General features: G+C 34.8%; 16 protein-coding genes. 13 read left to right on the top strand and 3 right to left on the bottom strand.

The genetic code is table 11. The annotated features are described in order from the left end of the window. Window positions 1-159 precede the first annotated feature (159 nt). The 12 genes from trxA to ACFOWA_RS15345 all read left to right on the top strand — a co-directional run bounded on the left by trxA (window position 160) and on the right by ACFOWA_RS15345 (window position 11,133). The gene (gene trxA, locus ACFOWA_RS15400; protein ID WP_109923776.1) at window positions 160-480 is read left to right on the top strand and encodes a thioredoxin; all 321 of its coding nucleotides are present in this window, start codon (window positions 160-162) and stop codon (window positions 478-480) included. Window positions 481-665: 185 nt separating this feature from the next. Then, window positions 666-1,874, top strand: a complete 1,209-nt coding sequence (locus ACFOWA_RS15395; protein WP_378986677.1) for a PQQ-dependent sugar dehydrogenase — start codon at window positions 666-668, stop codon at window positions 1,872-1,874. Between the two features lie 123 nt (window positions 1,875-1,997). Further along, window positions 1,998-3,641: a glycine--tRNA ligase gene (locus ACFOWA_RS15390; protein ID WP_378986675.1), complete on the top strand. Its 1,644-nt coding sequence runs from the start codon at window positions 1,998-2,000 to the stop codon at window positions 3,639-3,641. A 363-nt stretch (window positions 3,642-4,004) separates the two neighbouring features. Continuing rightward, on the top strand, window positions 4,005-4,412 hold the full coding sequence (locus ACFOWA_RS15385) for a helix-turn-helix domain-containing protein (protein WP_378986673.1): 408 nt from the start codon (window positions 4,005-4,007) through the stop codon (window positions 4,410-4,412). An 87-nt stretch (window positions 4,413-4,499) separates the two neighbouring features. Beyond that, window positions 4,500-5,264, top strand: coding sequence for an SDR family NAD(P)-dependent oxidoreductase (locus ACFOWA_RS15380; protein ID WP_378986671.1), 765 nt, complete (start codon window positions 4,500-4,502; stop codon window positions 5,262-5,264). 156 nt (window positions 5,265-5,420) lie between these two features. Beyond that, window positions 5,421-6,110 (top strand): CAP domain-containing protein, encoded by a 690-nt coding sequence (locus tag ACFOWA_RS15375; RefSeq protein ID WP_378986669.1) that lies wholly within the window; start codon window positions 5,421-5,423, stop codon window positions 6,108-6,110. A gap of 155 nt (window positions 6,111-6,265) precedes the next feature. Continuing rightward, on the top strand, window positions 6,266-6,748 hold the full coding sequence (locus ACFOWA_RS15370; RefSeq protein WP_378986667.1) for a GtrA family protein: 483 nt from the start codon (window positions 6,266-6,268) through the stop codon (window positions 6,746-6,748). Between the two features lie 156 nt (window positions 6,749-6,904). Further along, a complete protein-coding gene (locus ACFOWA_RS15365; protein WP_378986665.1) occupies window positions 6,905-8,683 on the top strand; it encodes an aromatic amino acid hydroxylase in 1,779 nt (592 codons plus the stop codon). Between the two features lie 357 nt (window positions 8,684-9,040). Beyond that, window positions 9,041-9,238, top strand: coding sequence for a PIN domain-containing protein (locus ACFOWA_RS15360; protein ID WP_378987735.1), 198 nt, complete (start codon window positions 9,041-9,043; stop codon window positions 9,236-9,238). A gap of 72 nt (window positions 9,239-9,310) precedes the next feature. Then, a complete protein-coding gene (locus ACFOWA_RS15355) occupies window positions 9,311-10,012 on the top strand; it encodes an SDR family oxidoreductase (RefSeq protein WP_378986663.1) in 702 nt (233 codons plus the stop codon). 75 nt (window positions 10,013-10,087) lie between these two features. Next, window positions 10,088-10,462 carry a DUF4870 domain-containing protein gene (locus ACFOWA_RS15350; RefSeq protein WP_378986661.1) on the top strand — a complete coding sequence of 125 codons (375 nt, stop codon included), beginning with the start codon at window positions 10,088-10,090 and terminating at the stop codon, window positions 10,460-10,462. A 122-nt stretch (window positions 10,463-10,584) separates the two neighbouring features. After that, window positions 10,585-11,133 (top strand): C40 family peptidase, encoded by a 549-nt coding sequence (locus ACFOWA_RS15345; RefSeq protein WP_378986659.1) that lies wholly within the window; start codon window positions 10,585-10,587, stop codon window positions 11,131-11,133. Between the two features lie 2 nt (window positions 11,134-11,135). On the opposite strand, the gene ACFOWA_RS15340 is transcribed toward ACFOWA_RS15345, so the two are convergent. Genes ACFOWA_RS15340 through ACFOWA_RS15330 form a run of 3 tightly spaced genes read right to left on the bottom strand, consistent with a single transcriptional unit; the run spans window position 11,136 to window position 13,647 of the window. Beyond that, window positions 11,136-11,738, bottom strand: coding sequence for a YdeI/OmpD-associated family protein (locus ACFOWA_RS15340; protein WP_378986657.1), 603 nt, complete (start codon window positions 11,736-11,738; stop codon window positions 11,136-11,138). Window positions 11,739-11,761: 23 nt separating this feature from the next. Next, window positions 11,762-12,649, bottom strand: a complete 888-nt coding sequence (locus ACFOWA_RS15335) for a flavin reductase family protein (RefSeq protein WP_378986655.1) — start codon at window positions 12,647-12,649, stop codon at window positions 11,762-11,764. Beyond that, complete coding sequence (locus ACFOWA_RS15330; protein WP_378986653.1) at window positions 12,649-13,647, bottom strand: fumarylacetoacetate hydrolase family protein; 999 nt, start codon at window positions 13,645-13,647, stop codon at window positions 12,649-12,651. Before ACFOWA_RS15330 ends, ACFOWA_RS15335 begins: the two co-directional genes overlap by 1 nt. 380 nt (window positions 13,648-14,027) lie before the next feature. Between ACFOWA_RS15330 and ACFOWA_RS15325 the strand changes: the two genes are divergently transcribed. Next, a complete protein-coding gene (locus ACFOWA_RS15325) occupies window positions 14,028-15,194 on the top strand; it encodes a homogentisate 1,2-dioxygenase (protein WP_378986651.1) in 1,167 nt (388 codons plus the stop codon). The last annotated feature ends 79 nt before the right edge of the window (window positions 15,195-15,273 follow it).

The raw sequence follows: 15,273 nt of genomic DNA, 5'->3' as shown, positions 1-15,273 counted from the left end.
GTGGAAGATTTAGGGATTAAGGATAAGGATGGAAGGTTAAAGGTTAATTGAAAACCAATTATTCTTTTTCAACTCGTACCTCAAAGAAATGTCAAATTGGCAATACATTATCGTTGGCATTACAATTGAATACATATATTTGAACATAAAAAAATAATTATGGCATTAGAAATCACAGATGCAAACTTCGAGGAGCTTGTATTAAAATCAGATAAACCCGTATTAGTAGATTTTTGGGCAGAATGGTGTGGCCCTTGTCGCATGGTTGGTCCAGTAGTAGAAGAAATCGCGAAAGAATACGATGGCAAAGCTATCGTTGGTAAAGTTAATGTAGATAACAATCCGCAAATTTCAATGCAGTTTGGTATCCGTAACATTCCAGCTTTATTATACTTTAAAGATGGACAAGTTGTAGATAAACAAGTTGGTGCAGTTCCAAAATCAGTATTAGCTGAAAAACTAAATAAGCAATTAGCTTAATAAGGTAGAAAGTTATAAGGCGGAAGGTTTAAGGTGTCCTTTGTTGTGTGGATTTTATACCCAACGCCTGATACAATAATCTTACTATTACGTGTAACATATTTAAAACCCGAGTTCATTTATCGAAATCGGGTTTTTTATTGCAAAAATATTTGTGTTCTTTTAATTTAAATTAATCATTACCTATGAACTCATTCACTAACAAAACATTACAAATAGCAATAGCGGCATTTTCAATCAGTTTGATGCTTGCTAATTCTGTTTCAGCACAAAATCCTGTAGAAGCCAACCAACCTTCGGCAGATTATAAACCAGCCTTTGAAGGTCAAACCCGGATAGCTGGAGTTAAAACAACTATTCCCTTAAACATTAGTGTTATTAATGAGAAATTGGAAAATCCATGGGCAATTTCTGTTTTACCAAATGGTGGTTTTTTAATCACGCAAAAGAAAGGTACAATGGTTATACTTAATTCCGATGGAACATTAAGCAAAACAATAACTGGTTTACCTAAGGTTGATCCATCAGGTCAGGGTGGCTTGCTTGATGTAACCTTAGACCCAGATTTTTCAAAAAATAGGATGGTTTATTTTGCCTATTCGGAGCCACAAGATAAAGGTGTTTTATTAGCTATTGCTAAAGGAAAACTATCAGCAAATGAAACTGCTTTGGAAAATCAAATGGTTATTTATCGTGCAACACCCTCATATGGAGGTAAATTGCAATATGGTTCAAGAATTGTTTTTGATAAGGACGGCAATTTATTTGTAAGTACAGGAGAAAGATCAGGTGGCGATATCCGCATTCAAGCTCAATATTTAAATTCTTCTCTCGGTAAAATTCTTCATCTAACTAAAGATGGAAAGCCTGTGCCGAACGGACCGTTTGCTGGTAAAGCAGATGCCAGACCGGAAATTTACGCATTAGGTTTACGTAATCCTGATGGTTTAGCCATTAATCCTCAAAGCGGAGATTTATGGGAAGCAGAATTTGGTCCGAAAGGTGGTGATGAGGTTAACCTTATCAAACCAGGAAAAAACTATGGATGGCCAATCATTACCTACGGAACAGAATACAGCGGTAAAGCTGTGGGCGATGCCATTCAGCAAAAAGAGGGCATGGAACAACCCGTTTACTTCTGGAACCCAAGTATTTCTCCTGGTTGTATAGCTTTTTATAACGGCAATGCAATTCCAGAATGGAAAGGCAATCTTTTTGTTGGTGGTTTAGGTGGTTCACATATTATTCGCCTGGTATTAAAAGATAATAAAGTTATCGGTGAAGAAAGATTATTAGAAGGTAAGGGCGAACGTTTCCGCGATATGGTTGAAAAAGATGGCGCACTTTATTCAGTAACCGATAATGGAAAACTTTATAAAATTGCAAAGAAATAAGCTTTGATTGCTATGCCTGAAAAAACCTTTATCTGTCAATTCAACAATCAAAATCCTAAAATCCGATATTCCTTGGAATCCTAGTCAAAACCTTTTACCTTATTTATTATCTTTGCCAGCATTATGGCTCAAAAGAATAACGACGAACAATTTAAAAATGTAATATCACACGCTAAAGAATACGGTTTCGTATTTCAAAGCAGCGAAATATATGATGGCCTAAGTGCCGTTTACGATTATGGCCAGTTGGGTGCCGAATTGAAAAATAACATTAAAGCGTACTGGTGGAAAGCCATGGTACAAATGCATGAAAATATTGTTGGAATTGATTCTGCAATTTTCATGCATCCAAAAGTTTGGAAAGCCAGCGGACATGTGGATGGTTTTAACGACCCGATGATTGATAATAAAGATTCGAAAAAACGTTATCGTGCAGACCAGTTATTAGAAAATAAAATTGATGAGCTTTATGCTGAATTAGCAAATTTCTCGGCAGAAAACAAAGCTAAATTTGAAGAATTTCAACAAGAAATTTTAGGGTTGAGCGATGAAGGACAGGTAAGCTGGGTACCTAGTTTTAAAGATGAAGATGGTATTTTAGAAGTTGCTAAGTATCCTTTTATTGAAGAGGCAAGCTGGAGATTTGTTAAGAAAGGTTTGGCACTTGAGGTAGAAATGAATCTTGCGCTAAAATCTGAGAATTTGGCACAGCTGAAAGATTTAATCGTTGATTACAAAGTAATTTGCCCAATTTCAAAAACGTCTAACTGGACAGATGTTCGCCAGTTTAACCTGATGTTTAGTACGCAGTTTGGTGCAATGGCTGAAGGCAGCGATGAGGTTTATCTTCGTCCGGAAACGGCACAAGGGATTTTTGTAAACTTTTTGAATGTTCAAAAATCGGGAAGAATGAAAATTCCTTTCGGTATTGCCCAAATTGGTAAAGCATTTAGAAATGAGGTAATTGCCCGCCAGTTTATCATGCGTATGCGTGAATTTGAACAAATGGAAATGCAGTTTTTCGTTCGCCCTGGTGAGGATAAAAAATGGTTTGAATACTGGAAAGAAGCTCGCTTGAAATGGCATAAAGCTTTGGGAACTGCCCCTGAAAAATACCGCTACCATGACCATGTTAAACTTGCGCATTATGCTAACGCCGCAACAGATATTGAGTTCGAATTCCCATTCGGATTTAAAGAAGTTGAAGGTATTCACAGCCGCACCGATTTCGATTTAACACAACACCAGGAGTTTTCTGGTAAGAAATTACAGTATTTCGATAACGATTTAAATGAAGATGGCAAGCCATACGGTAACTATGTGCCATACGTTATTGAAACTTCGATTGGGTTAGATCGTATGTTTTTGCTTACAATGATTAATGCATTTGAAGAGCAGGATTTAAGCACAGAAGATAAACAAGATAGCCGAACGTTATTGCGTTTACACCCAGCCTTAGCTCCCTACAAGGTTGCCGTTTTCCCTTTAACTAAAAAGGATGGTTTGCCAGAAAAGGCTCGAGAAATTATGGATACTTTGAAATTTGATTTCAATTGTATTTATGAAGAGAAGGATGCGATCGGTAAACGCTACCGCCGTCAGGATGCAATTGGAACGCCTTTTTGTTTAACAATTGATCACCAAAGTTTAGAGGACAATACTGTTACCATCCGCCATCGCGATAGCATGGAACAGGAACGTGTGGCCATTGCTGATTTAGGTGATATCATTGGTAAAGCCGTTAGCTGGAAAACGCTTTTAGCTTAAAAAATTCGTCGTGCTGAATTACTTCAGCATCTATTGATAATATTATTTAGCCGCAGGTTTATCACTTGTGGCTTTTTTGTGATTTATATCTTTTACCACCCTACGCACTTAAGAACATCTAGGTTTTGACATAAAAAAGGTTTGATTAATATTTTAAAAAAAACTTAACGTTTAGTCATTGCGAGGTACGAAGCATTCTATTAAATTAGAAAGATTGCTTCAGCTCAAAAAACCAGCTTCGCTATGACGACCGTTTTTGTAAAATGCTTACGGCTATTTAAAAATCATTAATAGTCAAACTGAAGTTATTATCCATAATAAAATTTCTTAATTCTTACATTTGTTAAGTTTAAAATCATCAATATGAACATTCCTCAGAAATTCTTTGCTCGTCAGCACGAAATTGCGGCTGATTATTTACGAGCTTTAGACAAACACCTTGACGATATTATTTCTGGTAGAGCAACTGAAATGTTTGAGGTTAGAGATTTTGCTGCATTATTGCACGTCCATCCTACGCATTTCAGCAACACCATAAAATCAGCAACTGGTCATTCTCCATGTTATTTTTTTGAAGAGAGGCTTATGGAAATTTCGAAATCGATGTTGCAAAATGTGAGTAATCCTATTGCAGAAATTGCCAGAACGTTAACGTACGACCCATCCAACTTCACTAAGTTTTTTAAACACTTCTCTGGTCAAACGCCAAAACAATATCGGGAGACTTATTTCAAATCATTAGCAGATAAAAAGGAAATTGTCACCATATAAAACTTAAGTACTCACCATTTTTACTTAAACCATCACCATTTTTACATCGGGTTTCCGCATAACTTTGTTTAACAAATAAAAACAAAAATGGAAACACAAAATAAAATTGTTCTGGTAACCGGTGGCAGCCGTGGATTAGGAAAAAATGCTGCGATTCATTTAGCCAAAAAAGGCCTAAATGTTATACTTACCTATCAATCTAAAAAAGCAGATGCGGATGAAACCGTTAAAGAACTGCAAGAAATTGGTGTTAATGTAGCCGCCTTACAGCTGGATGTTGCAAATTGCAAATCCTTTGATAATTTCTTTAAGGAAGTTAAATCTCTATTAAAATCCGTTTTTAATGCCGATAAATTCGATTATCTGGTAAACAATGCAGGTATTGGCATTCACGCCTCTTTTGCAGAAACTACTGAAGAACAGTTTGATACTTTAGTAAATATTCAGTTTAAAGGCGCATTCTTTTTAACGCAAAAAGCATTGCCTTTAATAAATGATGGCGGTGGAATTATAAATGTATCAAGTGGTTTAGCCCGTTTCGCTTTGCAAGGATACGCAGCATACGCATCAATGAAAGGCGCTATGGAAACATTGACCAAATACCAGGCGAAAGAACTTGGTGCTAGAGGAATAAATGTAAATATTGTGGCACCAGGCGCAATTGAAACCGATTTTGGAGGTGGAGCAGTGCGAGATAATGAAGGCTTAAATAAAATGATAGCTTCTCAAACCGCATTGGGTCGCGTAGGTTTACCAGATGATATTGGTCCGGTTGTCGCATTTCTTTGTACCGAAGAAGCCAGGTGGATTAACGCACAACGCATCGAAGCTTCTGGTGGAATGTTTATCTAGCTTTTTGCCTATATGTGTTGCCACATTTAACTTTTTGAAACGAGAAATTATTTTAAAAGTTAAATGTGGCAATATTATTTTTTTTTCAATTTGTGCCAAAATTTTTGTGTAAAGAAATAAAAAAAAGTAACTGGCGTTATCCATGAAATCTTATAGATGAATCGCCTAATCCTGTGTTTACTATTTCTAATATCTCTGCAAACTAAAGTCTATGCTCAAAGCTGGACAGATAGCGAATTTAGACAGGCCAATACTGCCCGTAACGCCGATTATCTTACCAACGAAGAGAAAAATATTATTCTGTATATGAATTTAATCCGTATAGATGGAGAGAAATTCTATAATACGTTTCTGCAAGATTATATCACGAATTACAATGAAAAAGTTAGGAAATACCGCAATTACAATGATTTAAAGCTTATAAAAACTAACCCATATTACCTTTCGCTGCTTAAACAAATAAAGGTTAAAAACCTTCCACTATTTTATCCAGATGAACAATTAACTTCTCTAAGCCGAGCACATGCAATAGATTTAAACAAAAATAATTTAGATACGCATGAAAGTAGTAATGGCTTAAAATTTAGCCAGCGATTAGCCAAATATTTTCCGAATAAACCAATGAGCGAGAATATCGATTTTGGCTATTCCAATAGTCTGGATATTGTTTGTCATCTGCTGTTAGATTGTGGAGTTCCCTCTCTTGGGCACAGGTTAAACTTACTCGACCAAAAATATAAGTTAAATACAGTTGGGGTAAGTATTCAGCGCCACCCATCTTATACATGGTGTGCCGTTATCGATTTTGTTGCTCAACCCAAGCTTGCACTTAGTCGTATTCCCTAAACTTTCATATTCAAGGATTAGTTTTATTAAAAAAACATTTTATAAATACACTCGTAATTGTTTAGTACAAAAAATTATCTTTGCCGATAAGCTTTACAAATCATAAGCGTAGAGCATATTAATTTCATCCAACCGCATAAAAAAATAGTACGCAAATGCGCAAAGCGATTTTAGCCTTTATTGATTTTTTTTACCCGCCATTTAAAGGATTTATTTCTCAACACAATTTCAGGTATTTAGCAACTGGTGGTAGTACATGGTTGTTAGGAAACGTGGTTTACTACCTTGCTTTCCATTATCTTTTTCACACAGAGGATATTGATTTTAACCTTTTTTCTTTAAAAAGAGAAACTGCTGCTTTAGTTGTAGATTTTTTGGTTGTTATACCTTATAGCTTTTTACTAAACAGGTATGTTATTTTTACACATAGTGAGGTTAAAGCACACATCCAACTGTTGAGATTTTTAAATTTAAATCTTGTTAATATCTTGTTGACGTTTGCGATGCAGAAATTCTTTATCGAAATATTAGGTATCTATCCAACTGTTTCTAAGGTAGTTGTATCTGTACTAATCGCAGGTTTTAGCTATTTATATCAGCACTATTTTACATTTAGCGTAAAAAAGCTTAAAAAATAATTAAAGCACATTACGCAGGTATTCTATTTCTGCTTTGTCAAAAGTGAAGCTGTTAAAACTATATTCATCTCATCCTGTTAATTTATAGAACTGCTTTCTTGTTTAGGTAAAATCAACAACCTAACTTAGCCCGCATCTAACTATTTATAATACCGAATGAGCAATTTTAATGATTTTAATAATGCGCAGGTAGCAAAATTACCAAAGCATTTAAAGCAATTCATCGTTGCCCAAAATTACGAGAAATACACACCCGTAGATCAGGCCGTTTGGCGTTATGTTATGCGCCAAAATTACAGTTACTTAAAAAATGTAGCTTACTATCCTTACATTAAAGGCTTGCAAAGTGCAGGTTTAAGTATAGAATACATCCCCGATTTACAAACCATGAATGATAATTTGGGTAAAATTGGTTGGGGCGCTGTAACCGTAGATGGCTTTATCCCGCCAGCCGCTTTTATGGAATATCAGGCATATCGTGTTTTGGTTATTGCGGCAGATATACGCCAGATTAATCATATTGAATATACTCCAGCTCCTGATATTATTCATGAAAGTGCAGGGCATGCACCCATTATTGCCGATACAGATTATAATAATTACCTAAGTTATTTCGGCTCAATTGGTGCGAAAGCAATGTTTTCGGCGAAGGATTTTGAACTTTATGAAGCCATTAGAAAACTATCTATTTTAAAAGAGGCGGTAAATTCTGATGAAGTTGAAATTGCAAAAGCCGAAAAGGAACTTCGGTACATTAGTGCAAATATGGGTGAACCATCAGAAATGGCTTTGTTGGGTCGCTTACATTGGTGGACAGTAGAATATGGCTTGATAGGAACCTTGGAGAACCCAAAAATATATGGTGCAGGTTTACTTTCATCAATTGGAGAAAGTGCTTCGTGCATGCAAAATAATGTTAAAAAACTGTGGTACAACATGTACACGGTTAATTACCCTTATGATATAACTAAAACACAGCCGCAGCTTTTTGTTACCGAAACTTTTCAAAATCTTATCGATGTATTAGAGCAATTTGCTGATACCATGGCATTTAGACGAGGCGGTACAGAAAGTATTATGAAAGCGATTAGTTGTAAAAATGTTGCAACAGCGGTTTATAGCTCGGGCTTACAAGTGAGCGGAGTTTTTACAGATATAGGTATTGGTGCAAATGATGATGTAACTTTCATTAAAACTACAGGACCATCAGCTTTGGCATTTGAAGGAAAACAACTACAAAGCCATGGCAAAGATTATCATAAAGATGGTTTTTCATCCCCGGTAGGTAAATTAAAAAATGCCGGCAAAGCTCTCGAAAATTATTCAAGTGCTGAATTGAAATCTATCGGTATTTTTATAGACGAAACTGCTGATTTGACATTTGAAAGCGGGATTAATGTTAAAGGTATCGTTAAAGATATTTTAATAGAAAATGATAAGCTGATAGTAATTGCTTTTACAGATTGTACAGTAAAAGAAAGTAAAGGAATTATTTTATTTCAGCCAGATTGGGGTGTGTATGACATGGCTGTTGGTGAAAAAATAATTTCGGTTTTTAATGGCGCTGCCGATAAGGATGCGTATGAAGAAATCCCATTAATAAGTACTGCCAAAACGCATAAAATTTCGTACGATAAGAAAACTCTTGAACTACACAATCTATATAAAACTGTTAGAGCGATAAGAGAAAGTGGTGAGGGAATGGAAAAGCTTAATCAAATTTTTGAGCAACTAAAAACCAACCACAGGCAAGATTGGCTTTGTGCACTGGAAGTTTTAGAACTTGTGTTTCATAAAAAAATCTATCATCAATTGGAAAAAGAGTTATTAATATACTTGGAAATAAAAGCCGGACGAGAGCCCGAACACACCAAATTAATAAATGATGGCTTACATGTTATCAAAAATCCAGTATCACAACTGATAATAGATTAATTAGAAATTAATTTTAATTGATTAAATTTGATTATGATAATAGAAATTCAAACACCTGTTACTAAAAAAAGTACAAGAGGTAATCAAAAAAATATCGGAAAGTGCTAATAAAAAAACTTTACGAAAACATTTTGGTAAACTTCAAATGGGATTGGATGGATTAAATTATCAGAAAGAAATAAGAGATGAGTTTATTTAGTTTTGTTGCTGATACAAACTTTCTTATAAATGTACATGAGGGTTCAGAAAAGACAGGGCCATTTTTAGATGGGCACTGTGATCGTTTCAGTATTTTCAGAAATTGAATTATTAGGTTGGCAATTATTCAATATAAAAGACAAATTGAGCCTATAAGCAATTTTTGCTGATTGTGTAATTATTGAACTTAATTCAGAAATAAAAAACATCGTAATTTCTTTAAGGCAAAACTATAAGATAAAAACGCCTGATGCTATTATTTATGCATCAGCTAAAGTATTAAATGCAAAACTGCTCACTAATAATATTAGTGATTTTGAAAAAATCATTGATACAGTTGAACTCGTTAATCCCTAGATTAATAAGAATTATATAAAATATCCTGTAAATTATCTTCACCTCAATAAGCTGAGGTAAACCCAAAAAACAATGAACATTATAATTACTGGCGCAAGTAGCGGAATAGGCTTTGAAACCGCCTTAGAATTTAGCTTACACAACGATAATAAAATAGTAGCCATTGCCCGGTCTGCTGAAAAGCTTCGCAAATTACTAGAAATAGCTAGAGGTATAAATCCAAAATGCATTCTTTACCCAGTAGAATTTGATATTGTAAATGATGATTATGCTGCATTGGTTCCATTTTTAAAAGAACGATTAGGTACTATCGATATTTTGATAAATAATGCTGGCGCCTTAATAAATAAACCATTTTTAGAAACTACAGAAGAAGACTTAGGTGAAATGCTACAAAGCAATGTGATTTCGCATTTTAGAATGATACAAAATACGATTCCTTTAATGCAAACTGGGAGCCATATAGTAAATATAGGTAGCATGGGTGGTTTCCAAGGAAGTGTTAAATTTCCTGGTTTATCGGCTTATTCGGCTAGTAAGGCGGCACTACACACACTAACTGAATGTTTAGCTTTTGAATTGGCTGAAACAGGAATAAAAGTAAATTGCCTGGCCTTAGGCTCGGCACAAACTGAAATGCTTGAAACTGCTTTTCCAGGATATCAAAGTCCGGTTATGGCTTTTGAAATGGGTAAATACGTAGCAGATTTCGCAAAAACTGGTCAGAAATTTTTTAATGGTAAAATTTTACCAGTAGCAGTTACTACTCCATAGTTGAATAAAAATTTTAAATTGCTATAAATTATTTGTTATTTAGGGTATTGATAATCAATCAAATAATCGGTATTTATGGAAACAAACAACCCCTATCAAACCAATCCAATTCCAGTTGAAGACGGTAAAACAGCAAGTATAGTAAGCTACTTTACAATAATTGGATGGCTAATCGCCTATTTTGCATTACATAAAGACAAAAAAACTTCATTAGGAAGTTTTCACTTAAGGCAATCCCTTTTAATAAATCTGATTTATATTGGGTTAAACATCCTTCAAACAATTATACTATTTGCTACAGCTTCACCAACGTTATACTATTTGTTTTCCATTTTATATGTGATTTTATTTATACTATGGTTAATTGGTTTAATTGGAGCGATTCAAGGGCAGAAAAAACCAATACCATTTTTAGGAGAAAAAGCCGAAACTATGTTTCCAAATATCTAATAATCATTAGCTTTAGCAACACTTAGCCCCAAAAATTTGAACTCTTTTTGGGGTTTTACATTTACACTGTTTTTCCACAATTGATCTGATTTGAAAAAAATTTCTATCTTTGATATCAACATATGAAGAAAATATTAACATCAATTTCGTTTTTCATTTTGTCTGCAACTGCAGGAAAAGCACAAACAACACTACCAGTACAATATCAGGAATTAGTAAAAACATTGGTCACTAATCTTCCTAAAACCTCTGAGAAACCGCTCAAAACTACAAATTCAACAAACTCTACCAACCTTATAGATTTCGCAAAAAGCATGTTAGGCATTCCTTACCGATATGCGACAAGCAATCCAAAAATTGGGTTCGATTGTTCGGGTTTTGTAAGTTACGTTTTTAGTAATTTTGGATTTAAAGTACCACGTTCTTCAAGAGAATTTAGTGCAACTGGAACCGAAACAAGCATTGAAAATGCTAAAGTTGGCGATGTTTTAATTTTTACAGGCAGTAATTCAAAAGTGAGGAGAATCGGTCACGTAGGTATCGTATATTCTATTGATGATTCTGGGATTAAATTTATTCATGCTTCATCTGGCAAAGCTCACAGTGTAACCATAACAGAATTTAACGGCCATTACAAAAACCGTTTTATGAAAATTGTGAGTATCTTATAGTATTACTTTTTATACTTCCACATTCTGGTTTTGCCTTCTGAAATCCACTCAACTGCAGTTTCTAAGCGCTTAATTCTTGTAGCTTCAGTTTTTGCTTCTAATAACCAGTCTACATATTCTTTTTTAACAGAATAAGTAAAATTTTGGAAGATAGCCATTGCTTTTGGATCATCTTGAAGTGCATCTATAAAATATTGTGGAACTACTAATTCCTTCGATGCGGATTTCTGTTTGGTTGGCAATTTAATCCCCGCTTCGTTTAACTCAATGGCTTGTTGTATGTAAGCAATTATGATATCATCTTCAGGTAAATCGGCAAATGATTTAATTTCTCCTAACCAACCCATAGCATCGGAGCTTTTTTGGAATATATGATAGTCATCATTCATTAACGAAGCCTTCCAAAAGCCCATAACACAATGATTTTTAAAGGCTGCAAAATGGCAAACAGGTCCTTTATAGTCAAAGAAAGGCATGCTCCATTTTATTTTTTCTTCAATTCTGGTATCTGCTTGATGTATCAGTTTCCTCAAATGTTCTAAAATGGGGATGGCAAATTCTTTTGAATTAGCAATGTATTGATCGACCGCTACAGTTGTATTCATAATTAAGTTTGTTATACCTAAATTTAAATTAAAACAATCTTTAATGCAAGTTCAATATTTTCGTTAGCTATAAAACTTTTTGCTAATTCGTGCAATTCTCTTTCTCTGTTCGATGCATCACCAATTGTAGCATCTAAAACTTCTTTTACAGCAGGCAAATTGATTATTGCATCAACTTCATCAATGTTTGGCAACTTCTCTACGTTTCCTAACTTACCTAAATCATTTCCTGTTAATACTTTTGATAAACGAACTGATTTTGGTAAACTGTCTATTCCAATACCTAGCGTAGTTAGTGGTTTTGCAACTTTAAATAAATTTTCTGAAGTAACACGGCAATACCAATCTCCTCCTAAACGGGCAACTAAATCTATCTTTTGCTGATCTATTTTTTCATTTTCATCTAAAATTTCCTCATTAATATGAATGAGTTTAATTTCAGCCAGAATTAAATTCCCTGCACCATGATTTTCACCCAAAGGGATAACCTCGTTAACAATGCATTCAAATTGTACCGGTGCTTCGGCCACTCTTGGCGGACTTACAATTTCGGATTTTAACATTGTAAAGCCCGCCTTTTCAAATTCGTTTACACCTTTAGCGTATTCTGTACTGGCTAAACTCATTTGCTGAACCATATCATAATTCACGATATTTATAACACACTCTTTTACCTGAAGAACGTTTTCGAGCGTATGCTTTGTAGTATTATCGCGAACACGCCGAGCTGGCGAAAATATGCAAATGGGCGGCTTAGTACTAAACATGTTAAAAAAGCTGAAAGGGCTTAAATTAACATTGCCTTCACTATCAACTGTAGAAGCGAAGCAAATTGGGCGAGGCGCAATAGCATACTGTAAATAATCTTGCAGCTGAACGGCAGATAAATCGGATGTTTTTAGGGTTAGCATTACTTCTTCTTCAAACCTAAAATCGAGAAATCTGTATTTGCTTTTATAATGGTATTTGTTAGCGCACCTAAGCCTGTAATTTCCATTTCCACAACATCACCAGGTTGTAACCACTGGCTATTATAATTTGGATCATTTAATAAACCAGTTCCATTTAATTCGAGAAAGCAACCTGTTCCAACAGTTCCTGAGCCGATTACATCACCAGGTAAAATATCAACGCCATAAGCACAACGTTCTATAATTTCGGCAAAAGTCCAATCCATATCTGCAGCATTACCTTTTGATACTTCTATTCCATTTACACGACAAGTCATCTTTAAATTATAGGCATTGCCTGTGTGTCCATCTTTTGGTGCTACTTTATATTGTTCAATTTCATCGGGTGTAACCAACCATGGCCCAATAACTGTAGAAAAATCTTTTCCTTTAGCCGGACCAAGATTTAATAACATTTCTTCCATTTGTAATGTTCTGGCACTCATATCATTCATCACCATATACCCGGCAATATATTCATCAGCTTCTGCAGCGGTAACGTTTCTGCCTTTTTTACCAATTACAATCGCGAGTTCAAGTTCAAAATCTAATTTTTCGAAATGATCGGGCATGCACTCAATATCTCCTGTACCCTGGATGGCATTATGATTTGTGAAATAAAATATAGGGTATTCATCAAACTGAGGAATCATCTCTACCTTTCTATTACGGCGAGCGGCCGCAACATGTTGCCTAAAAGCATAACCATCTCTGCAACTGGTAGGATGCGGAACCGGAGCCAGGATTTCATAAAAAATTTCCTCCTTGGCTTCAAAGCTTCCATTCTTTATTTGGGCATCAACCTTTTTAGCTCTTTCCATTAGCACATCACCTCCCTGCAAAAATTCATTCATGTTATCAGGAAGCAACTTATCGCAGCTATTTAAATTATAAATGTGCCCATTTATGTAAACGCCAAGATGCTCACGGTCTTCGGTTTTGTATGATACTAATTTCATCTTTTATAAATTTTATTTTTAGTGGTAAGATGTAGACGAAATAATTTAAATAAAAATTTTAGTTATTTCGGGTTCATATAATTTGGTTAAAATACGCTGTAAAGCTAATCAATAGCATTATATTAAAACTATGAATTATTTTTTTTTAAAAATCTAAAATCATCTTTTAAATAAATTGCTTACTTTAGCATCATCAAATCCATGATTTTAAAAGCATTACATATCAATCTTGTAAACGATGCAATTGCTGCACGTCGTTATAAAATGCTATCGAAATTAATCATGGCTCAATATTCTCTGTAATTTCTATTGATTGAAACGCAATGCCGTTTTAATTGTTCTTTTTTAAAGATTTTCTTCTAACCATAACATAAATAATTATGCCTGTTTATCATAAATTGGGGCAAATTCCTGCAAAGCGACATACGGTTTTTCGTAAACCCGATGGAAATTTATACGCCGAGGAATTGGTTTCAACGGAAGGTTTTTCTAGCCTTTATTCGCTTGTTTATCACTGTCACCCGCCAACAATTGTAAAGCATTTAGGTGAATCGTATAGCGTTGAGCCTAAAATTGCCAGAGAAAAACATTTAAAACACACCAGCCTTATTGGTTTCAAAGTTAAACCAGAAGATGATTATCTGCAAAGCCGTAAGCCAGTTTTGGTGAATAGCGATTTACACATCGTTTTGGCTGCACCAAGAAAATCAATGACAGATTACTTCTACAAAAATAGTCAGGCTGATGAAATGATTTTTGTGCATGAAGGTTCCGGTAAGTTAAAAACAGGTTTTGGAGAAATAAAATTTGCTTATGGCGACTATCTTATCATCCCAAGAGGTACAATTTACCAGTTAGACTTCGATACAGAAGAAAACCGATTGTTTATATTAGAAAGTTTTAGTCCGCTAAGGCCACCAAAAAGATATTTAAATCAGTTTGGGCAGTTAATGGAACATTCTCCGTATTGCGAACGCGATTTAAGATTGCCAGAAAACCTTCAAACGCATGATGAATATGGAGATTTTAAAGTGCTCATTAAAAAACAAGGATTAATTTATCCTTACACGTATGGTACGCATCCCTTTGATTATGTAGGTTGGGATGGTTATCATTATCCTTATGCATTCTCAATACACGATTTTGAACCAATAACTGGTCGCTTGCACCAGCCACCACCAGTACACCAAACATTCGAAGGACATAATTTCGTAGTATGTTCTTTTGTTCCCCGCAAATACGATTACCATCCAGATTCTATTCCTGCACCATACAACCACAGTAATGTTGATAGTGATGAGGTTTTGTATTACGTTGATGGTGATTTTATGAGCAGAAAAAGCGTTGTTAAAGGTCAAATTACACTACATCCTGGAGGTATCCCCCACGGTCCACATCCGGGTACAGTAGAGAAATCTATCGGTAAAGAAAAAACAGATGAACTTGCAGTTATGATCGATCCTTTTAAACCATTAATGCTAACGCAAGATGCTCTGGATATAGAAGATGAAAACTATCATAAAAGTTGGCAGATTAACGTAGAATAGTACCAGGATTAGTAAGATTTTAGGATTTACAGGATTTGGTAAACATCTCAATTTTAAAACATTTAAACTTTACAACAGC

Source organism: Pedobacter lithocola, from assembly GCF_042650845.1.
In the GTDB taxonomy this organism is placed as follows: domain Bacteria; phylum Bacteroidota; class Bacteroidia; order Sphingobacteriales; family Sphingobacteriaceae; genus Pedobacter; species Pedobacter lithocola.
Note: the sequence above shows the minus strand (reverse complement) of the source record. Positions and strands in the feature narration are given on the sequence as shown.